Source organism: Variovorax humicola (assembly GCF_037889915.1).
GTDB classification, from domain to species: domain Bacteria; phylum Pseudomonadota; class Gammaproteobacteria; order Burkholderiales; family Burkholderiaceae_C; genus Variovorax; species Variovorax humicola.
Genome location: NZ_JBBKZV010000004.1, coordinates 65,335 through 87,400, shown reverse-complemented (window position 1 = coordinate 87,400; position 22,066 = coordinate 65,335). Strand labels below are relative to the sequence as shown.

At 65.5% G+C, this 22,066-nt stretch carries 20 protein-coding genes and 2 pseudogenes; 8 read left to right on the top strand and 14 right to left on the bottom strand.

Annotated elements, in window-relative coordinates:
• Window positions 1-3: 3 nt before the first annotated feature.
• On the bottom strand, window positions 4-789 hold the full coding sequence (locus WKW80_RS09115) for a sulfurtransferase (RefSeq protein WP_340363249.1): 786 nt from the start codon (window positions 787-789) through the stop codon (window positions 4-6).
• A 169-nt stretch (window positions 790-958) separates the two neighbouring features.
• Here WKW80_RS09115 and dnaE point away from each other — a divergent pair, with 169 nt between their 5' ends.
• The gene (gene dnaE / locus WKW80_RS09110) at window positions 959-4,483 is read left to right on the top strand and encodes a DNA polymerase III subunit alpha (RefSeq protein ID WP_340363248.1); all 3,525 of its coding nucleotides are present in this window, start codon (window positions 959-961) and stop codon (window positions 4,481-4,483) included.
• Window positions 4,484-4,553: 70 nt separating this feature from the next.
• On the opposite strand, the gene WKW80_RS09105 is transcribed toward dnaE, so the two are convergent.
• Complete coding sequence (locus tag WKW80_RS09105) at window positions 4,554-5,801, bottom strand: flagellar biosynthesis protein FlhF (RefSeq protein ID WP_340363247.1); 1,248 nt, start codon at window positions 5,799-5,801, stop codon at window positions 4,554-4,556.
• Between the two features lie 173 nt (window positions 5,802-5,974).
• On the opposite strand from WKW80_RS09105, the gene WKW80_RS09100 reads away from it, so the two are divergent.
• Entirely contained in the window at window positions 5,975-6,613 is a 639-nt protein-coding gene (locus WKW80_RS09100) for a GSU2403 family nucleotidyltransferase fold protein (RefSeq protein ID WP_340363246.1), read from the top strand.
• Window positions 6,614-6,640: 27 nt separating this feature from the next.
• Here WKW80_RS09100 and tolA read toward each other — a convergent pair whose 3' ends face one another.
• From tolA to WKW80_RS09055, 9 genes are read right to left on the bottom strand one after another with little or no spacing between them, the layout of a single operon-like run.
• On the bottom strand, window positions 6,641-7,639 hold the full coding sequence (gene tolA / locus WKW80_RS09095; RefSeq protein WP_340363245.1) for a cell envelope integrity protein TolA: 999 nt from the start codon (window positions 7,637-7,639) through the stop codon (window positions 6,641-6,643).
• 3 nt (window positions 7,640-7,642) lie between these two features.
• Window positions 7,643-8,080, bottom strand: a complete 438-nt coding sequence (locus WKW80_RS09090; RefSeq protein ID WP_340363244.1) for an ExbD/TolR family protein — start codon at window positions 8,078-8,080, stop codon at window positions 7,643-7,645.
• Between the two features lie 15 nt (window positions 8,081-8,095).
• Entirely contained in the window at window positions 8,096-8,794 is a 699-nt protein-coding gene (gene tolQ, locus WKW80_RS09085; protein ID WP_340363243.1) for a protein TolQ, read from the bottom strand.
• 31 nt (window positions 8,795-8,825) lie between these two features.
• Window positions 8,826-9,275 (bottom strand): tol-pal system-associated acyl-CoA thioesterase, encoded by a 450-nt coding sequence (gene ybgC / locus WKW80_RS09080; protein WP_340363242.1) that lies wholly within the window; start codon window positions 9,273-9,275, stop codon window positions 8,826-8,828.
• Window positions 9,272-10,456: a pyridoxal phosphate-dependent aminotransferase gene (locus WKW80_RS09075; RefSeq protein WP_340363241.1), complete on the bottom strand. Its 1,185-nt coding sequence runs from the start codon at window positions 10,454-10,456 to the stop codon at window positions 9,272-9,274. Before WKW80_RS09075 ends, ybgC begins: the two co-directional genes overlap by 4 nt.
• Complete coding sequence (gene nusB, locus WKW80_RS09070; RefSeq protein ID WP_340363240.1) at window positions 10,453-10,983, bottom strand: transcription antitermination factor NusB; 531 nt, start codon at window positions 10,981-10,983, stop codon at window positions 10,453-10,455. The genes WKW80_RS09075 and nusB overlap by 4 nt, the downstream gene beginning before the upstream one ends.
• Window positions 10,980-11,444, bottom strand: a complete 465-nt coding sequence (gene ribH, locus WKW80_RS09065) for a 6,7-dimethyl-8-ribityllumazine synthase (protein ID WP_340363239.1) — start codon at window positions 11,442-11,444, stop codon at window positions 10,980-10,982. The genes nusB and ribH overlap by 4 nt, the downstream gene beginning before the upstream one ends.
• 2 nt (window positions 11,445-11,446) lie before the next feature.
• Window positions 11,447-12,604, bottom strand: coding sequence for a bifunctional 3,4-dihydroxy-2-butanone-4-phosphate synthase/GTP cyclohydrolase II (gene ribBA, locus WKW80_RS09060; protein ID WP_340363238.1), 1,158 nt, complete (start codon window positions 12,602-12,604; stop codon window positions 11,447-11,449).
• Window positions 12,601-13,257: a riboflavin synthase gene (locus WKW80_RS09055; RefSeq protein ID WP_340363237.1), complete on the bottom strand. Its 657-nt coding sequence runs from the start codon at window positions 13,255-13,257 to the stop codon at window positions 12,601-12,603. The genes ribBA and WKW80_RS09055 overlap by 4 nt, the downstream gene beginning before the upstream one ends.
• A gap of 132 nt (window positions 13,258-13,389) precedes the next feature.
• On the opposite strand from WKW80_RS09055, the gene WKW80_RS09050 reads away from it, so the two are divergent.
• Together WKW80_RS09050 and WKW80_RS09045 are read left to right on the top strand one after the other, a co-directional pair.
• Window positions 13,390-13,611 (top strand): hypothetical protein, encoded by a 222-nt coding sequence (locus tag WKW80_RS09050; protein ID WP_340363236.1) that lies wholly within the window; start codon window positions 13,390-13,392, stop codon window positions 13,609-13,611.
• 60 nt (window positions 13,612-13,671) lie between these two features.
• A pseudogene (locus tag WKW80_RS09045) lies at window positions 13,672-14,212 on the top strand (transposase); the annotation flags it as partial.
• On the opposite strand, the pseudogene WKW80_RS09040 reads toward WKW80_RS09045, so the two are convergent.
• Window positions 14,205-14,480 (bottom strand): annotated as a pseudogene (locus WKW80_RS09040) (DDE-type integrase/transposase/recombinase); the annotation flags it as partial. The pseudogenes WKW80_RS09045 and WKW80_RS09040 sit on opposite strands and share 8 nt — an antisense overlap.
• Here WKW80_RS09040 and WKW80_RS09035 point away from each other — a divergent pair.
• Window positions 14,376-14,636: a hypothetical protein gene (locus tag WKW80_RS09035; RefSeq protein ID WP_340363524.1), complete on the top strand. Its 261-nt coding sequence runs from the start codon at window positions 14,376-14,378 to the stop codon at window positions 14,634-14,636. The pseudogene WKW80_RS09040 and the gene WKW80_RS09035 sit on opposite strands and share 105 nt — an antisense overlap.
• Window positions 14,637-15,155: 519 nt before the next feature.
• Window positions 15,156-18,668 carry a patatin-like phospholipase family protein gene (locus WKW80_RS09030; RefSeq protein WP_340363235.1) on the top strand — a complete coding sequence of 1,171 codons (3,513 nt, stop codon included), beginning with the start codon at window positions 15,156-15,158 and terminating at the stop codon, window positions 18,666-18,668.
• Between the two features lie 93 nt (window positions 18,669-18,761).
• Here the strand turns inward: WKW80_RS09030 and WKW80_RS09025 are convergent, their stop codons facing one another.
• On the bottom strand, window positions 18,762-19,289 hold the full coding sequence (locus WKW80_RS09025) for an alpha/beta fold hydrolase (protein ID WP_340363234.1): 528 nt from the start codon (window positions 19,287-19,289) through the stop codon (window positions 18,762-18,764).
• A 354-nt stretch (window positions 19,290-19,643) separates the two neighbouring features.
• Window positions 19,644-20,192: a DUF924 family protein gene (locus WKW80_RS09020; protein ID WP_340363233.1), complete on the bottom strand. Its 549-nt coding sequence runs from the start codon at window positions 20,190-20,192 to the stop codon at window positions 19,644-19,646.
• Window positions 20,193-20,274: 82 nt separating this feature from the next.
• Here WKW80_RS09020 and WKW80_RS09015 point away from each other — a divergent pair, with 82 nt between their 5' ends.
• Window positions 20,275-21,249: an ABC transporter substrate-binding protein gene (locus WKW80_RS09015; protein ID WP_340363232.1), complete on the top strand. Its 975-nt coding sequence runs from the start codon at window positions 20,275-20,277 to the stop codon at window positions 21,247-21,249.
• 22 nt (window positions 21,250-21,271) lie between these two features.
• Window positions 21,272-22,033: an SDR family NAD(P)-dependent oxidoreductase gene (locus WKW80_RS09010; RefSeq protein ID WP_340363231.1), complete on the top strand. Its 762-nt coding sequence runs from the start codon at window positions 21,272-21,274 to the stop codon at window positions 22,031-22,033.
• Window positions 22,034-22,066 lie beyond the last annotated feature (33 nt).

Genomic DNA, 22,066 nt, shown 5'->3' with positions numbered 1-22,066 from the left:
AGGCTATTGCTTGATCGCGATGTCGGGATCCTCGGCCGCGCGGGCGCTGGCCGCATGGCCGCTGGCGGCGAGGTTGGCGTCGAGCGTGCGGCGGCCATCGAAGACGAAGCACTCGCCGCGGTAGTGGGCACCGCCCACTTCCTCGAAGTACTTCAGGATGCCGCCTTCGAGCTGCAGCACGTCGGGCAGGCCGACTTCGTGCATCAGGATCGCGGCCTTTTCGCAGCGGATGCCGCCGGTGCAGAAGCTCACCACCGTCTTGCCGGCCAGCTCGTCGCGATGCGCGAGCAGGGCGGCCGGGAATTCGGTGAATTTCGTGATGCGCCAGTCGACCGCGTCCTCAAAGGTGCCGTGGTCGACCTCGAAGGCGTTGCGTGTGTCGAGCAGCACGACTTCCTTGCCGGCGTCGTCGTGGCCCTGGTCGAGCCAACGCTTGAGCGTCTGCGCCTCAACGCCGGGCGCGCGGCCGGCGGCGGGCTGGATCGCCGGATGGTCCATGCGGATGATCTCGCGCTTGAGCTTGACCAGCATGCGCCGGAAAGGCTGCGCGGCGGACCAGCTCTCCTTGGTTTCGAGATCGGCGAAGCGCGCATCGGCCCGCAGCGACGCCACGAACTCGCGCACGGCATTGGCCGTGCCCGCGAGGAAGAGGTTGATGCCTTCCGGCGCCAGAAGGATGGTGCCCATGAGGCCGAGCGCCTGGGCTTGCGAGAGCAGCCGCTCTCGCAGTTCGTGCCCATCGTCGATGCCCACGAACTTGTAGGCGGCTATGTTCAGGATGTCATTCACGGGGCGGAATTCTAGGTGGGCATGCACTTCCCCCTCATGCAAGGCCTTGAAAACGCGCCTTCTTGAAATTTTTGGAAAGAATCGTCAATAAGGGCAGGGCCTCATCGGGACAACCCTTTGGGCGACCGCGAATGCATCTTGTGAAAGGCGCGCTTCCTACAATGAAGGCATGTTTGTTCACCTGCGCCTGCACACCGAATTTTCCGTTGTCGACGGCACCAACCGCATCGACGAAGTCGTCAAGGCTGCCGCCAAGGACAAGCAGCCCGCGCTGGCCATCACCGACCTGAGCAATCTCTTCGGCGCGATCAAGTTCTACAAGGAAGCGCGCGGCAAGGGCGTCAAGCCTGTGATCGGCGCCGAGGTCTTTCTCGAAGGGCTCGGCCATGAGCCGGGCGTGCTCACGCGCGTGGTGCTGCTGGTGCAGGACATGCAGGGCTACCTGCACCTGTCGGAGTTGCTGGCGCGCGCCTGGACGCAGAACGTCGGCCGCGGCCAGGCGCAAGCCGCCTGCAAGCTGGCGTGGCTCGAAGAGCTGAACGGCGGGCTGATCCTGCTGTCCGGCGCCCAGGCCGGACCGCTCGGCCATCCCCTGCTGCAAGGGGGCGCGCATGGTGATGCGCGCGCGGCCGAGATCGCACTGCAGCTTGCAGGCATCTTCCCGCATCGCTTCTACATCGAGCTCCAACGTGCCGGCCGTCCGGAAGACGAGCCGCACGTCATCGCCGCCGTGCAACTGGCCGCGCGCCTGCAACTGCCGGTGGTCGCCACGCATCCGGTGCAGTTTGCCGCTGCCGAGGATTTCGAGGCGCACGAGGCCCGCGTCTGCATCGCGGAGGGCGAGATCCTCGGCAACCAGCGCCGCGTCCGCAAGTTCACGCAGGCGCAGTATTTCAAGTCGTCGGCCGAGATGCAGGCGCTGTTCGCCGACGTGCCGAGCGCCATCGCCAACACCGTCGAGATCGCCAGGCGCTGCAGCCTGACCCTGACGCTCGGCAAGCCGCAGCTGCCGGACTTTCCGACGCCGATCATCGACGGCGTGCGCATGCCGATCGACGAATTCTTCCGCCAGGAATCCTTCGAGGGGCTGGAGCAGCGCCTTGCGCATCTGTACCCCGACGTGGCCAAGCGCGACGCCGAGCGCCCGCGCTACGTGGAGCGGCTCGAGTTCGAGATCAACACCATCCTCAAGATGGGGTTCCCGGGCTACTTCCTCATCGTGGGCGACTTCATCAACTGGGCCAAGAAGAACGGTTGCCCGGTCGGCCCGGGCCGGGGCTCTGGCGCGGGCTCGCTGGTGGCCTATGCGCTGAAGATCACCGACCTCGACCCGCTCGAATACAACCTGCTGTTCGAACGCTTCCTGAACCCCGAGCGCGTCTCGATGCCCGACTTCGACATCGACTTCTGCCAGGGCAACCGCGACCGCGTGATCGACTACGTGAAGGACAAGTACGGCCGCGACGCCGTGAGCCAGATCGCCACCTTCGGCACCATGGCCGCACGCGCCGCCATCCGCGACGTGGGCCGCGTGCTCGACATGAGCTACATGTTCTGCGACGGCATCAGCAAGCTGATCCCGAACAAGCCGGGCATGTCGGTCACGCTGCAATACCCGCCCGAGAAGAAGATCGAGGGCGACAAGAACAACTACGCGATCGAGATGGAGCCGCAGCTCGCGGCCCGCATCGAGAAGGAAGAAGAAGTCAAGATGCTGGTCGAGCTCGCGCAGAAGCTCGAAGGCATGACGCGGAACATCGGCATGCACGCGGGCGGCGTGCTGATCGCGCCGGGCAAGCTCACCGACTTCTGCCCGCTGTACCAGCAGCCCGGCAGCGACTCGGCCGTGAGCCAGTACGACAAGGACGACGTCGAAGCCATCGGCCTCGTGAAGTTCGACTTCCTGGGCCTGGCGACGCTGACGATTCTCGAGATCGCCAAGGAATTCATCGTCAAGCGCCACAAGGGGCAGGAAGACTTCGCCTTCGAGAACATCCGGCTCGACGATGCAGCCACCTACAAGCTCTTCGCCGAAGGCAAGACCGAGGCCGTGTTCCAGTTCGAATCGCGCGGCATGCAGGGCATGCTGAAGGACGCGCGGCCTACTCGTCTGGAAGACCTGATCGCGCTCAACGCGCTGTATCGCCCGGGCCCGATGGACCTGATCCCGAGCTTTGTCGCGCGCAAGCACGGCCGCGAGCCCGTGGAGTACCCGCATCCACTGGTGGCCGACATGCTCGGCGAGACCTACGGGATCATGGTCTACCAGGAGCAGGTGATGCAGACCGCGCAGATCCTGGGCGGCTACTCGCTCGGCGGCGCCGACCTGCTGCGCCGCGCGATGGGCAAGAAGAAGGCCGAGGAAATGGCCGAGCACCGGCTGATCTTCCGCGCCGGTGCTGCGAAGAACAACATCGGCGAAGAGAAGGCAGACGAAATCTTCGACTTGATGGAGAAGTTCGCGGGCTACGGCTTCAACAAGTCGCACGCCGCCGCCTACTCGCTGCTGGCCTATCACACGGGCTGGCTCAAGGTGCACTACTGCGCCGAGTTCTTCTGCGCGAACATGACCGTGGAAATGGACGACACCGACAAGCTCAAGGTGCTGTTCCAGGACGCGATGAAGAACTTCGGGTTGACCTTCGAGCCGCCGGACGTGAACCGCGGGCGCTACCGTTTCGAGCCGGTCACGGACAAGGTGATCCGCTATGGCCTCGGCGCCGTCAAGGGCACGGGCCAGCACGCCATCGACGCGATCGCGGCGGCGCGCGAGGAGGGCGGCCCGTTCAAGAGCCTCTACGACTTCTGCGTGCGCGTGGACCGCACGCGCATCAACAAGCGCACGGTCGAGGCGCTGATCAAGGCCGGCGCCTTCGACCTGATCCAGCAGAACCGCGCCTCGCTCGTCGCATCGATCGACCGCGCTTTCGACTTTGCCAACGCGACCGCCGCCAATGTGGCACAGGTCGACATCTTCGGCGACAGCGAGCACGGCTCGGCGACGCAGGAGCCCGAACTGGTCACCGCCACCCCGTGGGGCGTGAAGGAGCGGCTGACTTACGAAAAGACCGCGATCGGCTTCTATCTCTCGGGCCACCTGTTCGATGAGGTCGAGCACGAGGTGCGCCGCTTCTGCAAGCGCGAGATCACCGACTTGCTCGATTCGCGCGAACAGCAGGTGATTGCCGGGATCGTGAGCGACCTGCGCATCATCAACGGGCAGCGCGGCCGGCTCGTGCTGTTCAAGCTGGACGACAAGAGCGACGCCATCGACGCCACCTGCGACGAAGCGACCTACAACGCCAATCGCAACTTGCTGAAGGACGACGAGCTTGTCATCGTCAGCGGCAAGCTGCAACCGGGACGCGGTGGCTTCGAGGCGCGCTTCAACGTCGCGCAGGTCTGGAGCCTGGCCGCGGCGCGCTGCCGCTTCGGCAAGTTCCTGCGCGTGGCGGTCAACGGCAAGGCGCCGGACATCGCGCGCATCGCCCGCGACTTCCCGCCGCGCAAGCCCGAGAACAGCGAGCCCGACGAGCCGCGCATCGGCTTGGCGGTGCGCCTGTCACTGGCCCGCGCCGGGGCCCAGGTCGAACTTCAGCTCGGCGAGGCTGCGCGATTCTTCCCGGAGGACGCGGCGCTGGCGAGCTGGACGGCGCAGGCCGAGGCGGGGAATGCGGTGGTCGTTTACGACTAGGGTGAAACACCCCCGAAGCGCCTGCGGCGCCTCCCCCTCGAGCATAGGTATCTACACATCCTGTCCACCCTCAAGGCGGCATGGCGCGAGCCTCGCGCACGAACTGTGCGATCTGCTCGGGGGAGTAGTGTTGCAGCGTTTCGTTCATCGCGAACAGCATGTACAGGCCACTGAGCAGCGCGCTGGCAGTCACTGGCGTGTTGCGTTTCATCTGGCGCCCCGACAGCCTGATGAGAAACGCGCGCGTCTGCTCGGCGAATTCACCTTGGGCGCGCATCAAGCGCCAGGCCAGCGCGCACGCCTGCGAGGCAATCAGCAGGCGCTTGAAGATGGCCTCTGCGCTCTCCTGCTCCCAGTGTTCGATCTGCTGGCCTGCACCCTTGAGCAACTTGAAGTACGACTCGATGCGCCACCGCCAGTAGTACCACAGCGCCAGGGTGGCGGCCTGCACGCTGTCATCCACGTTGCTCAGCAGATACCACTGCGCCAGCACCTTGCCCGATGCCTCGCGCACCTGGCTGACCACCAGGCGCGCGGTCAACGGCGCGCCCGGCACTGTGCCGCCAATGCATCGGCCCTGGGCATCGAGCCTTTTCTTGGGCTTGGCCTTCTTGCTCACCACCACGCTCGTGCTGGCCACCCATTGCTCGGCTTCGCGGCCTTGATGCTGCACCATGCGCACCCGTTCATAGCTCAATTGCTGACCCACTTCACTGAGCTTGACTGTGCGCTCGCCCCACTGCACCGGGCCGCTGTCCTTGACCCGTACCAGCCACAGACTGCCTTGGGCGTTCCAGGCCCGCAGGTGCCTTATCGAATCAGCCTCCCGATCCACCACATGCACCAGCGCGCGCCCAAGGCCTTGCCGATCCAGCCAGAGAAGGCGCAGGCTCAACTCGTCCAGATGCGATGCCGGCTCCTGCGCGCCTTCCCAGCGGCTGCTGAGCAATCCCTGCGCGGTGCGCAGGTTCTGCGTGGGCGCCCCGATGGGCGAGCCATCACGGTCGGCCACCAGCACGGTGCTCTGCAACTCGTAGCCCACGTCGGTGTCATGCGTCATGCGCACGCGATCACGCTTGCTGGTGTGGGTGCGATAGTTCAACCTCGACCAGTCGTGCACCGCCAGCGCGTAGCCATCACACCCTTGCTCGATGCCCAGTTTGGCCAGCGCCAACACCGGGGCGGCCAGATCCGTGGGCTTGACCCGCGGGTTGCTCAAGAAGCGCCACAACGCCTGCGTGTCGGCAAACGCCGCGTCTGCCGCGGGCAGCGACTTCATGCCTGCGGCCAAGCTCACAGCGCTGTTGGAGTGCTGCATGACCAATCGATGTGCCCGCTTGCGCAGCCGAGCATCCATACCCACAAAATCAGTGACATACGCTCAATTATTCATGCACCGCATGAGATGTGTAGATACCGATGCCCCTCGAGGGGGCGCACCCGGCGGCCCGGCAAAGCCGGTTCCGCGGGTGCCCACGAACAGACTTCGCAGTGCTCGTCCTGGATTCTTGCGTCACGGGTCACGCGATAGCGTGTGGAAAACCGGACAACTCCGCTCGCCAGGCCATTGATTCCGCTACGATCTATGGCGAATTCTCGCGGGTGCAAGCGCAGGCTCACCAATACATTCGGCCGCATGTACGGAAGCAGCAGGGCGGGGATGAATACCTCGTCAAGACGCAGCCCGACAACACACAAAAACGTGTCGGACCGCGCTCGGTGGACACCGAAAAGATCTACGCCGACTTCACCTCGCGAAAGAACGAAACCGCCATCAGCGCGAGCGGCTTCGAGGTCGACATCCTGCGTCGACAGCCCGAAGGCGATGACCCGCACCCGTTCCGCTTCTCGGACGACGAAGACGACCTGTGGCCTGTGCAGGCGATTCGTGCTTCGACGTTGACCAGTGCGCCGCGGTTTGAGCACCTCGTAGTCTCGGCGACAGGCCGGATGGCTTTGATGCGAACGATAGCGCCTGAAGCCTTTGTAGAGTTCAAGCGCTGGATGGCGGAGAAGGCCAAACAGCGGCCCGAGGCCAAGCGCAGGCGCGACCGCCGTCAGGCGGACATCGTGCAAGCGATGCTGGAGGACGGCCTGTTGCCTCGGGCGGGTCGCGAGGCGGCCACCTGACGACCGCGCGCGCAACATGACGGAGCGTCAGCCTTTCGGCCGCAGCACAACGATCATCGGCGTTGGTACCGTGCCGTCGATGTCCCTCGGCATCCGATCCGTCTTGATGATGGCGCGCTGGGCGGCCTCGTCCCATGAGGGCACGCCGCTCGACTTGAGGATGCGCGGGGTGCCGATGATCGATCCGTCGGGCGCAGTACGCACTTCGATCTCGACACCGGGGTTGCCATTGACCAGGTCGGCATCCGCGTAGGTGATATTGGGCCGGACGGCCTGCTGCACCTTGCCGTTGTAGCTTGCCGATGGGCCACTGCCTGCGCCGCTGCCCTTTCCCTTGCGCGGCGCCGATGTTTGATCGTCGGACCCCGATATCCCGGCCATGGCCTGCATCCGCTTGAGCGTGGCCGCGCGCTCGGCCGCTGCCTGCTTTGCCGCGTCGGCAGCAGCCTGCTTGGCCGCCTCTGCCTTCTTCGCTTCCGCGTCTTCGCGCTTCTTCTGTTCGGCGAGTTTTTGCTGCTGTTCGTCTTTCTTGCGCTGGGCTTCCTGTTCGGCGCGCTGCTTTGCGTCGCGGTCCTTCTGCTCCTGCGCTTTCTTCGCGGCAAGCTGTTCGCGCTTGAGTTTTTCCTGGCGCTCGTCCTCGGCCGCTTCCTGGCGCTCCCGCTCCTTCTGCTCCTTGAGCTTCTTCTCTCGCTCCAGCGCGATGTCCGGCGGACGTGGTGCGGGCTCCGGCGGCTTTACCGCCGGCGGCGGTGGCGGAGGTGGCGGCTGGGGTGCCGGCGTGGGTGCGGGAGGGGGCGGCGGAGGCACGGGCGCTGGCGGCGGCACGGGTCGTGGCGCGGCCTGCTGCACCGTCGACGACCAGAGTTCGGCCTCGATCGCAGCGTCGTCGGCTTCACGCTTCCAGTGCACGCCCCAGGTCAGCGCAGCGATCAGCAGCGCGTGGGCAATCAGCGCGAGCGCCAGCGCGCGCGGCGTGCCGCGCTGCGGCGGCGGCGCAAATTCGGGGCGGTCGGCGGCCAGTGACATGCGTTACTTGCCGCCCGTGGTCGTCACGGAGAGGCCGACGCGTTCGATGCCGCCGCGCTTCAACTGGTTCATCGCCTTGACGACGGTTTCGTACTTGACCGACTTGTCGGCGCTGATGACCACCGGGCGCTGGTCGTTGTCGCCTTGTGCATCCTTCGCGGCCTTCCCGATCTGCGTCATCGGCAGCGACGTTCCGCCGGTGCCCATCGACGGATCCTTCTTGATCATGATCTCGTCGTCGCTCTTGATGACGATCTCGATCGGCTTGTCGGGCTGCTTGTTGGCCCTGTCGACGCTCGGCAGGTTGATCACGCTCGGCGTGATGAGCGGGGCCGTGACCATGAAGATGATCAGCAGCACCAGCATCACGTCGATGAACGGGACCATGTTGATCTCGTTGATCGTGCGGCGGCCGCGGCCGCGGGATGACATGGCGGGCATGGCGTGCGGCTCCGTTTACCGGTTCGTCGCCGCAGCGACGTTGGCCGACAGGTTGCGCTGCAGGATGTTCGAGAACTCCTCGATGTAGGTTTCGAGGGCGATCGCGATCTTGTCGATCTCGCGCGCGAAGCGGTTGTAGGCCACCACCGCCGGGATGGCGGCGAACAGGCCGATGGCCGTGGCCACCAGCGCTTCGGCGATGCCGGGCGCGACTGTCGAAAGCGTCACCTGCGCCAGCGCGGCGAGGCCGGTGAACGCATGCATGATCCCCCACACCGTGCCGAACAGGCCCACGTAGGGCGACACCGAACCGACTGTGGCCAGGAACGAAAGGTTCTGCTCCACCGCATCGAGCTCGCGCTGGAAGCTTGCGCGCATCGCGCGTCGTGCGCCGTCGAGCAAGGTGCCGGCATCGATGATGTTGCGCTCGCGCAGCTTCTGGTATTCGCGCATGCCGCTGGCAAAGATGCGTTCCATCGGGCCGGCGAGCTTGGCATTCTGCGCGGCGGCGGCAAAGAGTTCGTTGAGGCTGGTGCCCGACCAGAACTCGCGCTCGAACTCATCGTTGAGCGCGCGCGTGCGCTTCAGCGAAAAGTACTTGCGGAAGATGGCGGCCCAGCTTGCGACCGACACGACGATCAGCAGCAAGACGACCAACTGCACCGGCAGGCTGGCATGGATCAGGAGGGCGAATATCGAGAGGTCTTGATTCATGGCTTGAAGTTATGTGAGGTCCCCCGGCTGCTTATTCGCGAAGGTCGCCCGGAGATTCGTTGAAACATGGAGCCGCTGGAGCGCGGAGGGTTCCCGTCACCCGGGCCGGAATGCGCGCGGGCCGCAAGGTGGTGGCGTCGACCCAACCGATGCGGATCGTGCCTTCGCAGAGCAGCTTGCCGTGCTCTGTTTTTGATAGCACGCGCTGGCCGATTATCAATGACGCCGAGCCGATTTGTTGAACATCGGCTGTAACCAGGAGTTCGTCGTCGAGGCGGGAGGGCAGGTGGTACTTGATCTGCGTTTCGCTGACGACGAACTGGCAGCCCGTTTCCTCGCGCAACTTGCGCTGTTCGATACCGAGCGAGCGCAGCCATTCGGTGCGCGCACGCTCCATGAACTTCAGGTAGTTGGCATAGAACACGATGCCGCCCGCATCGGTGTCTTCCCAATACACGCGAATGGGAAACTGAAAACTCATGCGGCCAATACCTTCAGCCGCTCGATGGCCTCTTGAAGATGCGCCATCGAACTCGCAGTCGAGAAACGCACATAGTTCGCCGTCTCGGCCGTGCCGAAATCACGACCCGGCGTGACCGCGACGTGTGCGCGCTTCATCGCCTCGAAGGCGAAGTCCCAGCTCCCGTCGATGCCAAGCTTTCTGGCGAGCGAACTGCAATCGGCCCAAGCGTAGAAAGCGCCGTCCGGCACGACGGGCACCGTCAAGCCCAGGGCGTTCAACTGCGGAATGAACCAGTCGCGCCGTGCCTTGAACTCGGCGCGCCGGCGTTCGTACTCGGCAATGCTCTCGGGCTCGAAGCAGGCCAGCGCCGCGTACTGCGACACCGTGCTGGCGCAGATGAACAAGTTCTGCGCAAGGCGTTCGATCACGGGCACCAGCGCCTCGGGCACGACCAGCCAGCCGAGTCGCCAGCCCGTCATGTTGAAGTACTTGCTGAAGCTGTTGATGCTGATGACGTCGTCGTCGATGGCCAATGCGGTCTGGCCGAAAGCGTCGTCGTAGGAGAGGCCCAGGTAGATTTCGTCGATCAGCGTGATGCCGCCGCGCTTCGTCACCACCTCGTGGATGCGGCGCAGTTCATCCGGCGCTATCGACGTGCCCGTCGGATTGGAGGGCGAAGCAAGCAACACGCCGCGCGTCTTGTCGGTCCACGCCGCCTCGACCTTGGCCGCGCTGAGCTGGAAGCGCTCTGCCGCGGTGGTCGGCACCAGCACCGCCTTGCCTTCCGCCGCGCTGACGAAGTGGCGATTGCAGGGGTAGCTCGGGTCCGGCAGCAGCATCTCGTCGCCGGCCTCGATCAGCGCCAGGCAGGCCAGTTGAAGTGCGGCGGAGGCGCCGGCCGTCACCACGATGCGGCGCGCCGGCACGTCGACGCCGAAGCGCTGGGCGTACCAGTCGCTGATGCGCCCGCGCAGGGCGTCCAGCCCGACGGCATGCGTGTAATGCGTGGCGCCGCTGCGCACGGCCCGCATGGCTGCCTCCTGCACCAACGGCGGCGCGGTGAAGTCGGGTTCGCCGATGTTCAGGAAGATCATCGGCCGATCGGTGTTGGCCACCTCGCGCGCAAGCGCGCTGGCGGCCTTGGCCACCTCCATCACGTAGAACGGTTCGATGCGCTCAGCGCGCGCCGAGACCCTCATCGGGTCTTTCCCTTGGCCCGATCGGCCTCGACCTCCGCGGTGCGCAGCTTTGGCGCCAGCCCGTTGAGCACGGCATTCACATACTTGTGCCCGTCCGTCCCGCCAAACTCCTTGGTCAGTTCCACGCATTCGTTGAGCACCACGCGCCACGGCACGTCGAGGCAATGCTGGAACTCGTAGACGCCGATCCACAGCACCGCGTGTTCGATCGGCGAGATCTCTTCCATCTTGCGGTCCAGCAGCGGAACGATCAGCGCGTCCATCTCCGACGCCTGCTCGATCGAGCCGTGCAGCAGCGCGTCGTAATGCGCGGCGTCGGCCTTGTGAAAGCCCGCCAGGTCGCGCGTGAAGTGGTCGATCGCGGTCGCGTCATTGCGCCCGACCAGGTGCTGGTACAGCGCCTGCAATGCGAATTCGCGTGCGCGGCTGCGGTTGGACTTGGCCGACGCCTTGCGTGCGCCGGTGCTGGTCAGGCCGGTAGGTGATTTCCGTGGCGGCTTGTTCTTGCTGGGGGTGGGTTCGGTCATGACAGTTGCGCGAGCAGTTGCGCCATCTCGACAGCCACGCGCGCCGCATCGCGGCCCTTGTCGGTCTGTCGGGCCACGGCTTGCGCGAGGTTCTCGGTGGTGATGATCGCGTTGGCGACCGGAACGCGGTAGTCGAGCGCCACGCGGCTCACGCCTGCGCCCGACTCGTTGGCCACCAGCTCGAAGTGATAGGTCTCGCCGCGGATGATGCAGCCCAGCGCGATCAGCGCGTGGTAGCCGCCGCGCTCGGCGAACGCCTGCAGGGCCATCGGCACTTCGAGCGCGCCGGGCACGAAGACATGGTCGATGTCGCTGTCGGACACGCCGAGCGAGGACAGTTCGGCCAGGCAGGCCGTGGCCAGCGCGCCGGTGATGTCGTCGTTGAAGCGCGCCTGCACGATGCCGATGCGCAAGCCCTTGCCATCGAGCGCGCCCGAGGCGCCCTTGTTCGCGTTCAGCATCTTCAGCAGTCCTTGTGGGTGTAGCCGACGATCTCGAGGCCGTAGCCGGGCGTCATGCTCGGCATGCGGCGCGGGTTCGCCATGAGGTTCATCTTGTGCACGCCGCAGTCGCGCAGGATCTGCGCACCGACGCCGTAGTTGCGCAGGTCCATGCGGCCGCGCTCGGGCGCCTGCGCCGGGCGTGCGGTGCCGTCGAACTGGCTCAGCAGCTCGGTGGCCGACTCGCCGCAATTGAGCAGTACCGCCACGCCCTTGCCCTCGGACGCAATGTGCGCCAGGCTGGCATCGAGGCTCCAGGAATGCAGCGAGCGATTGACTTCGAGCGCGTCGAGCACCGACAGCGGCTCGTGCACGCGCACCGGCACCGCGTCGTCCGCCGCCCATGCGCCGCGCACCAAGGCCAGGTGCACGCCGTTGCTCGGCTTGTCCCTGAACGCGTGCGCGGTGAATGTGCCCCAGGAGGTGTTGATGTCGCGGCTGCCGACTTTTTCGATCAGCGTCTCGGTCTGTGCGCGGTGTTCGATCAGGGCGGCGATGGTGCCGATCTTCAGGCCGTGTTCGGCCGCAAAGACCTGCAGGTCGGGCAGGCGCGCCATGGTGCCGTCTTCATTCATCACCTCGCAGATCACCGAGGCGGGCGAGCAGCCTGCCATGGCCGAGAGATCGCAGCCCGCTTCGGTATGGCCGGCGCGCATCAGCACGCCGCCATCCACCGCCTGCAGCGGAAAGATGTGGCCCGGTTGCACGAGGTCAGTCGCCACGGCATCGCGTGCCACGGCGGCCTGCACCGTGCGTGCGCGGTCAGCGGCGGAGATGCCCGTGGTGACGCCTTCGGCCGCCTCGATCGACACGGTGAACGCCGTCGAATGCTTGGCGCCGTTGCGCGCAACCATCGGCGGCAGGTTCAGGCGCTCGCACATTTCGCGCGACAGGGTCAGGCAGATCAGGCCGCGTGCATGGCGGGCCATGAAATTGATGGCCTCCGGCGTGACGTGGTCGGCCGCGATGACGATGTCGCCTTCGTTCTCGCGGTCTTCCTCGTCGACCAGGATGACCATGCGGCCGGCGCGCAGGTCGGCCACGATGTCTTCGACCGGGGAAATGGGGGCAGGCGTTCGCCCGTTGGCAGGCGCGCCTATCGGCGTGACGGAGGCGTTCATGATTTCTTTGTCTCGGAGGTGGGGAGGGGGATGGCGCCGGCCTGGAGCATGCGCTCCACATAGCGGGCCACGGTATCGATTTCGAGGTTCACGCGGCTGCCGTCGAGCAGGCCGCCCAGCGACGTGTTTTCCACGGTGTGCGGGATCAGGTTGATGCTGATCTCGCTGCCCTGAGGGCCGTCGGTCACGGTGTTGACCGTCAGGCTCACGCCGTTGACCGTGATCGAACCCTTGTAGGCGAGGAAGCGAGCGAGGGCAGGAGGCGCGACGATGCGCAGTTCCCAGCTCTCGCCGACCGGCGCAAAGCGGCTCACAGTGCCGATGCCATCGACGTGGCCCGATACGATGTGTCCGCCCAGGCGGTCACTGGCGCGCAGCGCCTTTTCGAGGTTGATGCGCGCGCCGGGTTCGGTCAGGCCGGCCGTCTTGTCGAGCGACTCGGCGGAGATGTCGATGGTGAACTGCTTGTCGGCGGGGTCCAGGGTGGTGACGGTCATGCAGGCGCCGTTGAGCGCAATGCTGTCACCGAGCCCCACGTCGTCGAGATAGCCGTCAGGCGCGGCGATGCTGAGTCGCTTGCCGTGGGAAGAAGAGCTGCCGAGGTCGTGGATGGCGGCGATGCGCCCCACGCCGGTGATGATTCCGGTGAACATCCGCACATTGTATTTGGCCTATTGCTCGCCCCCCAGGCTCCGCGCATTTCGTGCGCTCCTTCTACCCCCTGCCGGGGGCTAGGACGCTCATAACCTTGCGTTCCGCTGCAAACGGATTTTCGGAATTCCCCAATGAAAAACCGATTTTTCGTGCTCAGCAAGGCGCGGGTCGATTCCATCTTTTTATCCCGCCTTACGGATACCGTTACGGATACCGGCCAGCGCCATGTTCAACCCTTTTCGATGGACGAAGAGACCGGACCTCATCACCGCGGGCGTGGCGCCCATGACCATCGCGAAGATGGCCGGCACCTCGGTCGAGCAAATCGAGAAGACCTATCACCACCCGATTGACCTTGCCCCCGAAAAACGTATCCCTTGCTGAGAGTTTCAATGCAAGCAAGGAGAACGGACATGACGAAGGCGACGAGAGCGCGCTACACGCTGGAGTTCAAGAAGGAGGCCGTGCGGCGGGTCGAAGGTGGCCAGAGCATCGCGGCGGCGGCGCGCACGTTTTGTGGTCGAGCAGACCCTGTTCAACTGGGTCAAGACACAGCGCCAAGGCAAGCTCACCGGGGCTGACAGCAAGGCGGTGAGTGCCGAGCAGATGGAGATCAGTCGGCTGCGTGCCGAACTGGCGCGCGTGAAGATGGAGCGCGACATCCTGGAAGAAGCGACGGCGTACTTCGCGAAAGCGCAGTTGAAGTACGCCTATGTCCAACGCCACCGACGTGTGTGGCCGATCTCGGTGCAATGCCGGGTGCTGCAAATCAGTATGACGGGATACCACGAGCACTTCGTGCGCAAAGCCAGCGGCGCGCAGCGCCGCCATCTGATCGACGATGCCTTGCTGGTTCACATCAAGGCCATCCATGCCGAGACCCGTGGCGGCCACGGCTGGCCGCGCATCTGGAAGGAAGTGCTGACCCGCGGCATCCGCGTGGGCCCCAGGCGACGGTTTCGTCCTTGGCCTCGCGTCTAGTCTTGAAGCCTTGTCCGTGCAGCCGCTCGACTTTCAGTGACCCGAACAGAATCTCCCTGCAGGCGCTGTCCCAGCAGTTGCCCTGGCGACTCATCGAACTGGTGATGCCGTACTCGCCAAGCACCCTCCTGAAATCATGGCTGGCGTACTGGCTGCCACGGTCGCTGTGGAAGATCAGCCTGGACTGCTTGTCAGGATGACGCTTGAACCACGCCATGCGCAGCGCATCGATCACGAATTGGGCGAGCAAAAGCTGATGCAACGCCACGGCATTCGCGCCCGTGGCAAGCGTCGTTTCAACAACCGCACTCGACTTCACTCGACGCTGGCCTACGTCAGCCCGATGCAGTTCGAGCAAAACTGGTTTGCCAATCAACCACGGCAAGCCAACTCATGAGCTCGGCTATGGGATACGGATTCCAGGGGCAACATCACTGGCTCGGGATCCTACCGGGCCGGTCGTTGCTGCGCATCGACTTCGTTGCGGTGCTCGGGCGCGGGGCGGCGGCGCGGAACTCACTGCTTTCGCTTCGCTCACCGCGTTCAAACAGTCACACCGAGCTAGACCACGAAGCGCGCGTGTCCTTCGGCACGCGCGCCGCCCCGCGCCCTGCGCTCCTCGTCGCCCCGGAAATAGCCCGCGCCAGAGGCCACCTGCCGCGGCTGGAACCGGTGTGCGGCATCCAACGTCGGAATCACCTGGGTCCAATCCACCGGCGCGCCACTCCAAGCCCGCAGGCACCATTGCGGCAGGGCGCACTCAACGGACCAACAAACAAAAGGCCGCTTATCTTTTGAATGCGAAGTCGCATTAGCACTATGCCTGGCGATCCAGCGAAATGCGCAATAGGCCGTATGTCAAATTGTCGCGCTCGATTCACAGTGAAATAGTCAAGACTCCACACCGAGGAACCGGATGGACGAGACGCTGCGTGAGCTTGTCAAGACACGGCGCGAGGCATTGCATGGCGCGGACGATGGTCATCGCGCCTGGGGTTTGGCGCTGTCGGGTGGTGGCATCCGCAGCGCTACTTTTTGCCTGGGACTGATCAAGTCCCTGGCCGCACACCGGCAGTTGCTGAAGTTCGACATGGTGTCGACGGTTTCCGGTGGCGGCTACGTCGGTGCGACGCTGGGCCGCCTGTGCACCGATGCGAAATCGGCCGACGAAGTGCGCGACATCGAGCGCGCCTTCGGCGATGTCGACCGTGCGCGCTTCGGCTGGTGGCTGCGGGCCAATGGCCGCTACCTCATACCCGGCGGCATGCGCGACACGCTGTTCGCCGCCGCGCTCTACCTGCGCAACCTGCTGGGCACGCACATCGAGCTGGCGATCGCGGCCTGCCTGGTCGGCATGGCGCTGGCCGCGAGCAACCTGTTGATGTGGGACGCTGTTTTTCGCGCGGTCGACCTCAACAACACGCAGCCGACCACCGCGCAGGCAGCGATCGGCCTGCTGGTGAAAGGCGCCACGCAGTTGCCGACGCTCTGGTTCGCGGCGGCGGGGCCGTTCCTTGCATCGATCGTGTTGTCGTGCGCGTATTGGTCGGTGCGCGACAAGCCTTCGCTGAAGTTCCTGCTGGTGCAGGTGGGAATGTGGTGCGCGTTGATCGTCGGCGCCTGCACCCTCGGACCCATGCTTGTGACCTATGCCGGTGGGCCGGCATGGCTGTCGGCCGCGTTCGTCGGCTTTGCGCTGTGCTGGATCGTCGCGCTGTTGTGGGTGATGCATCGCAGCCGACAACGCACGGCCGCGCAACAGCGCAATGAGCTGACCGAGGCGCTGGCCGGAGTGCTCAACACCACCTTGCTGATCGGCGTGCTTGGACTGCTCGACCGCACCGCATGGTGGCTTGCCGCGGACAACCAGCAGATGCGGGCCTCCTACGGCGCGGGATTGCTGGTGGTGGCCGCGGTGCTGCGCGCGGTGCTGCCGGTGTTGCTCTCGCAAAAGCATGAGGCGCCCAGCGTGGGCAAGAGCATGCTGGCGGCCATGGCCAGCGTGCTCGGCATGGTGCTGGCCTTTTGCCTGGCCGCCTGGTGGATCGGGGTGGTGTATGCGGCGACGCTGCTGCAGGTGTTCCAGCCCGAGGGCCTGGAGTTCTGGCGGGGCTGGGCATGGTTGTGCGCGATGTTCGTGGTGCTGGGTGCGTATGCGACGCTGACGGGTTCGAACTTTGCGTTTCTCAACATCTCGTCGCTGCACATGTTCTACAAGGCGCGCATCGTGCGCGGCTACCTCGGCGCGGCGAATGCGAGGCGGCTGGGCGCCAGCCCGACCGATGAAGTGTCGGGCCTTCTGCCGCCGCAGATACCGGTGGGCGAGGTGGACGTGCAGGACGACGTCTCGCTGCTGAAGTACAGCCCGCACCAGCACGGTGGGCCGGTACACCTGGTCAACGTCTGCATCAACCAGACGCATGACCCGAAGCAGAAGCTTTTCAATCGCGACCGCAAGAGCCTGCCGATGACCGTGGGCCCGCTCGGGTGGATGCAGGCGGGCGGTTCCGAATGGGCGAAGGCGCATGGCGATGGCGCGATGACGCTGGGCGCTTGGTCGGCCATTTCAGGCGCCGCGTTCGCACCCGGCTTCGGTCGACTGACCAAGCGTGGCATTGCCGCGCTCACCGTGTTCGCGGGGCTGCGGCTCGGCTACTGGTGGAACAGCGCCGAGGCCGGCATCCTGCAGCGCGGCGCGGCCGTGCGCGGCACCAAGCTGCTGACCAAGACGCGCTTCCTGATGCTCGAATGCTTTGGCGCATTTCCGGGCAGCAGTTCGGCCAACTGGTACCTGAGCGATGGCGGGCATTTCGAGAATACCGGCGCCTATGCGCTGTTGCGGCAAGAGGCCGCGCTGGTCGTGATTGCCGACTGCGGCGCGGATCCGGACTACCGCTTCTGCGATCTCGAAATCCTCATCCGGCGCGCCCGCATCGACCTCAACGCCGAGATCACCTTCATGAAGCCGCGTCCCGGCGCCGATCTCCCGCAGCTCGAAGCTTTCGGCTCGCTGAATGACCTGGCATCGCCGTCCAGCCAGGCTTGCCTTGCGCTGGCCCATGTGCGCTACACGAGCGGTGCGACGGGGCAGATCATCCTGGTCAAGCCCAATGTGTCGGCCGCTTTGCCGGTGGACCTGGTCAACTTCAAGGCAGCCAACCCGCTGTTTCCGCAGCAACCGACCACCGACCAGTTCTTCGACGAGGCGCAGTGGGAGAGCTACTTCCGCCTGGGTGCCGAGATCGGGACCCGGCTCGACGGCGAACTGCTCGACATGGTGGCGAACGGCGCCCCGGGCCTGTTCATGCCCGACGACGGCCAGGCGGCGCAGGCCGCGGCAGGCCCGCGCGCTGCAGCGGGGGGTGCGACCCCCGCCGCCACCGCCAGCACTATGGTGGCGACGGTGAGCCGGCTGCAGGCGCGCGTGATCCGCGCCGGTGCCGTCACGGCCACCGTGGGCCTTGGCACGGCCGCCACATTTGGCGTCGCGGCATGGCAAGGAATCGACAGCTGGCGGGCCCAACGAGCCGAAGCCGAGAAGTCGGAGAACGCGGCCTTCAAGGACCTGTCGCAACTGTGGGCGCGGCTGAAAAATGGTGCCGGCACCAGCGGCGACGCGCCCGCTTTGCTGGCCGCGGAGCTGCTGCGCACCGGCGACCTGCTGTGCCGCGACGGCGGCGACAACTTCATGGCGAAATTTCGCCTGTCGGTGCGCATCGTCGACGATGCCAAGGCCGCCTGCACGCGTGAGCCGGTGGAGCAGCGCACGCCGGCCTGTGCGCGCCTGCTCGACCCGGCCAATGGCATCGACTGCCTGCAACCCGTCCAGGCGCCCCCGTGCGCCCCGCGCTACTGGGCGCGCGACTACACCGGGCTCACTGCGCCGTCGGAGAACTGCAGCGGCACGCTGCCGACGCCCTGGCCTGTGGTGGTATGGCTGCACGACATGCTGACCAGCGAGCCGCCGATCGCCGTGGCCACGAAGCCCGCGCCTCAACCCGGCGACCCGGGCTACGTGGCTCCGCCCGCCGGGACCGAGGCACCGGCCGGGCCGCAACCGTCGCCGCCCGCGATCAACAGCGCCGCGTGCGCCGGCACCGTCGTCTATGTGCAGATCTACGGGCCCGCGATGCGCGACCAGGTCCGCGAATGGCGCTGGCGCTGGCGCGAACTCGGCGCCTCGGTGCCGCCCACGGAAGACCTGCTCAGCACCGCGCAAAGGGCGGGGCGCTCGCCGCCGCGCGGCCATCCGGTTCCGACCATGGTCATCCACGACGAAAGCGCACGCCCCTGCACCGAAGTGCTGCGACTCGCTGCCCCGTTGCCGAACGGCCAGGCATGGACGGTGGTGAAGTTGCCGCCGTCGCTGAAGAGCACGCCGGGCGCGATCGAGGTGTGGTTGCCGCGGAGCCGGGATACGACATACTGAAATCGGCGCAGCGAGCGGCGCCCAACGGATGCGTCCGCGGCTGCCTTTTCCACCACGCGATCGCATGACCCGCGACGCATGAAACGGGCGCCATCAAATGCCAGGGATACCGCGGAACCGGCTCCATGCCGGCTGGGAAACTGCGCCGCCGAGTGCATCCACGCCCCAAGGCACCTGGGAGTTGGCCATGAACGCGGCGGTCTCGGGCTTCACGTCCGCTGCAAAAGAGGCAGCAAACTTCGTCTTGTCGAGCAGCAGGAAGCCGTCTTGGGGAGGCAGGATCGGCGGCACGGGCGCGCCCGGCTTCGGGTCCTTGATCAGCGAGTTGACCGACTCGCCCTTGTCCGGTGCGAATGCGGCAATGTAGACGAGGCCCGCGACCTTCTCGTCGTTGCCAGCCTCGGTGATCACGACGCCTCCGTAGGAATGCCCTACCAGCACCACCGGTCCCGGTTGCGCCGCAATGACGCGCTTGGTGACCGCCACATCATCGGCGAGCGAAATCGTCGGGTTCTGGACGACGGTCACCTCGTACCCGTCCTTCTTCAGGATCTTGTGAACGCCTTCCCAGCCGGAGCCGTCCACAAAGCCGCCATGAACGAGAACGATGGCTGGCTTCACCGCATTGCCTGCGGGCGCCGCGGTGGCTCCGCCGGCTGCAAGCACGGTCGCGCTCAGCTGCGATGGAGACGAACCTGGAGAACTTGCGCATGGACATTCGAGAACTCTTTGCTGGCGCACTGGATGCGCGCTTGATACACACGATTGCGAAGGATGAACGCCCTTGAAAGCGGCACCCGAATCTCTCAACGGTGACTGAAGTAGATATGAATAGTTTAAGTGTCAAGTAAAATGCGATGGCAGTTCGGCGATGCGGAAAGCCGATGCGGCAGCGGGTGAAGGCGTGCAGGCCCCCTTGCCGGACCTCGTCGCGAGAAGACGCTTCAGTCTCCGGATCCGATCAAGAACGGGGCGTCAGCCAGTGAACCCACCATCGTCGAGGAACTGCTGCTCCTCATTCGTGGTGCTTCGCCCCAGCGCCGCATTGCGATGCGGGAAGCGGCCGAAGCGTTCGATGATCTCGCGATGGTGCACGGCGTAGCGCGCCTGGTCTTCGTTCAGCGCGGCGCAGAGCGCGACGCAACGGTGCTGGTCGTCCAGCGACTCCGAGTGCATGAACGGCATATAGAAAAACGCGCGCATTCCCGCGTCGTCGATCTGCTGGTCGAAGCCGGCGACGACCGCCGCGAGTGCGACCGACCGGGCCTTGCCATCGGTCGCGTACATGTGGCCGCTGCCGCGCCATGCGTTGCGCGGCAATTGGTCCAACAGGATCACGAGGGCCAGCGCGCCTTCGGCATCGTGAACCCAGTGATCGAGATCGCCTGTGGCGGCAGCATGGTGTGCGGCCTCGAAGCGCGACCTGAACTCGGCGTCGAAGGCCGCGTCTTTTGCGAACCAGCGCTTGGGGCCGGCGTCGCGCCAGAAGGCCACGACATCGCGAGCGGAGGGGAGGGCGTTCATGCGGCGGATGATGCCATCCGCTCTTGGGCCGTGATGCGTGCGGACGTACACTGGCCCTCCACTTTGTCCGCGAGGTGCGTCCATGACGGATCGGCGAGCGTTCATCGGCGGCGTCGCGGCAAGCATCCTCGCGCCGCCTTCCATGGCCTTTGCGCAACCGCGCACGAAAGTCTGGCGCATCGGCACGCTCGCCAGCGTCGACGGAACGGGCTGGGATGCGTTTCGGCAGGCACTACTCGACCTGGGATATGCAGAAGGCCGCAACATCGCGATCGAGTCGCGGCGCGCGCAGGGAAGACCCGAGCGGTTTCCCGAGCTTGCGGCTGAACTGGTCGCCCTGGGCGCGGACGTGATCGTCACGTCGAGCACCCAGGCCAGCCTGGCGGTCAAGCGGGCGACGGGAACGATCCCGATCGTCATGGCGATCTCCGCATACCCCGACAAGATCGGTCTGGTCGAAAGCCTCGCGCGTCCCGGCGGCAACGTCACGGGCTTCACCAACGTCGCGCCGCAGCTTTCCGGAAAGCGCCTGGAATTGCTCAAGCAGATGGCACCGAAGGCTTCGCGCCTCGCCGCCATGTGGGACCCGTCCAGCCAGATCGAGGCATTTGCCTTTCCGGACCTCAAGGCCATCGCGGCCGCGGCCGGGTTGGAGATTCTGTCGATCGAGGTGCGCCAACCCGAACAATACGCGGCGGCCTTTGCCGCAGCGATCGCGGGTCGCGCAGATGTCATGCATGCGACGGGCAATCCCATCAGCTTTGCGAACTCGAAGCTGATTGCCGACTTTGCGCTCGGCAATCAGCTCCCGAGCATTTTCGACTCGCGGTTGTTCGTCGACGCCGGCGGCCTCTTGTCGTATGGGCCGGACCTTGTCGACCTATTCAAACGCGCCGCAGGTTACGTCGACAAGATATTCAAGGGTGCAAAACCCGGTGAGTTGCCGGTCCAGCAGCCGACAAAGTTCGAACTGGTGGTCAACGCCAGGTCGGCGAAGGCACTGAACCTGGCCATGCCCAGCGAAATGCTGCTTCGCGCCGATGAGGTGATCCAATGAATCTTCTGAAAGCCGGCAAAGCATGAATGCTGCAGTGCCTTCACGCGTCGCCGTCGTCACTGGAGGCGCAAAGGGAATCGGATGGGCCACCGTCCGGGCACTGGTGGAAACAGGCGCGACGCCAGTCCTGTTCGACCGTGACGAGAAGGCGCTTGCGGTTGCCCACGACACGCTGACTGCGGAAGGCGTCGACCACCTTGCGGAGAACGTCGACATTACTGGCGAGTCGGCCGTGGAAGCCGCATTCGACAAGGTGATGGCGCGCTACGGGCGCATCGACGTGCTCGTGAACAACGCGGGCATCGCGCTGCGCCATCCGACCATCGAGATGCCCGTTTCGCATTGGCAGGCGGTGCTGGATGTGAACCTCACCGCGGTCTTCCTGTGCAGCCGCGCCGCGGCGCGACGGATGCTCCCGGCGGGCGGCGGGGCCATCGTCAATGTCTCGTCCATCATGGGCTTGTCCGGCGGCGGGCTCTATCCGAACGTGTCCTATCAAGCGACCAAGGGCGCGATCGTCAACCTGACGCGGGCGCTGGCCGTCGAGTGGGCCGCGAACGGCATCCGCGTCAACGCGGTGGCGCCGACATGGGTGCGCACTGAACTCACGGTCGGCCTGTTCAGCAACGCGGAGCTGCTCAACCGCGTGCTGGACATGACACCGATGCGCTGCCTCGCCGAACCCGCCGATGTGGCGGAGGCAATCGTCTTCCTGGCGTCGGGCAAGGCACGCCTGATCACCGGGCACACCCTGCCCGTGGACGGTGGATTTCTGGCGCAATAGCTGGCAAGGTTCGCCCTCAGGTTTTTCCTGAAA

What these genes read in the sequence shown, in the direction of transcription:
- dnaE (WP_340363248.1), top strand. Translation starts at nt 959, where the DNA reads ATGTTTGTTCACCTGCGCCTGCACACCGAATTTTCCGTTGTCGACGGC.
- WKW80_RS09105 (WP_340363247.1), bottom strand. Translation starts at nt 5,801, where the DNA reads ATGCAGCACTCCAACAGCGCTGTGAGCTTGGCCGCAGGCATGAAGTCG.
- tolA (WP_340363245.1), bottom strand. Translation starts at nt 7,639, where the DNA reads ATGTCACTGGCCGCCGACCGCCCCGAATTTGCGCCGCCGCCGCAGCGC.
- WKW80_RS09090 (WP_340363244.1), bottom strand. Translation starts at nt 8,080, where the DNA reads ATGCCCGCCATGTCATCCCGCGGCCGCGGCCGCCGCACGATCAACGAG.
- tolQ (WP_340363243.1), bottom strand. Translation starts at nt 8,794, where the DNA reads ATGAATCAAGACCTCTCGATATTCGCCCTCCTGATCCATGCCAGCCTG.
- ybgC (WP_340363242.1), bottom strand. Translation starts at nt 9,275, where the DNA reads ATGAGTTTTCAGTTTCCCATTCGCGTGTATTGGGAAGACACCGATGCG.
- WKW80_RS09075 (WP_340363241.1), bottom strand. Translation starts at nt 10,456, where the DNA reads ATGAGGGTCTCGGCGCGCGCTGAGCGCATCGAACCGTTCTACGTGATG.
- nusB (WP_340363240.1), bottom strand. Translation starts at nt 10,983, where the DNA reads ATGACCGAACCCACCCCCAGCAAGAACAAGCCGCCACGGAAATCACCT.
- ribH (WP_340363239.1), bottom strand. Translation starts at nt 11,444, where the DNA reads ATGCTGAACGCGAACAAGGGCGCCTCGGGCGCGCTCGATGGCAAGGGC.
- ribBA (WP_340363238.1), bottom strand. Translation starts at nt 12,604, where the DNA reads ATGAACGCCTCCGTCACGCCGATAGGCGCGCCTGCCAACGGGCGAACG.
- WKW80_RS09055 (WP_340363237.1), bottom strand. Translation starts at nt 13,257, where the DNA reads ATGTTCACCGGAATCATCACCGGCGTGGGGCGCATCGCCGCCATCCAC.
- WKW80_RS09050 (WP_340363236.1), top strand. Translation starts at nt 13,390, where the DNA reads ATGAAAAACCGATTTTTCGTGCTCAGCAAGGCGCGGGTCGATTCCATC.
- WKW80_RS09035 (WP_340363524.1), top strand. Translation starts at nt 14,376, where the DNA reads ATGGCTGGCGTACTGGCTGCCACGGTCGCTGTGGAAGATCAGCCTGGA.
- WKW80_RS09030 (WP_340363235.1), top strand. Translation starts at nt 15,156, where the DNA reads ATGGACGAGACGCTGCGTGAGCTTGTCAAGACACGGCGCGAGGCATTG.
- WKW80_RS09020 (WP_340363233.1), bottom strand. Translation starts at nt 20,192, where the DNA reads ATGAACGCCCTCCCCTCCGCTCGCGATGTCGTGGCCTTCTGGCGCGAC.
- WKW80_RS09015 (WP_340363232.1), top strand. Translation starts at nt 20,275, where the DNA reads ATGACGGATCGGCGAGCGTTCATCGGCGGCGTCGCGGCAAGCATCCTC.
- WKW80_RS09010 (WP_340363231.1), top strand. Translation starts at nt 21,272, where the DNA reads ATGAATGCTGCAGTGCCTTCACGCGTCGCCGTCGTCACTGGAGGCGCA.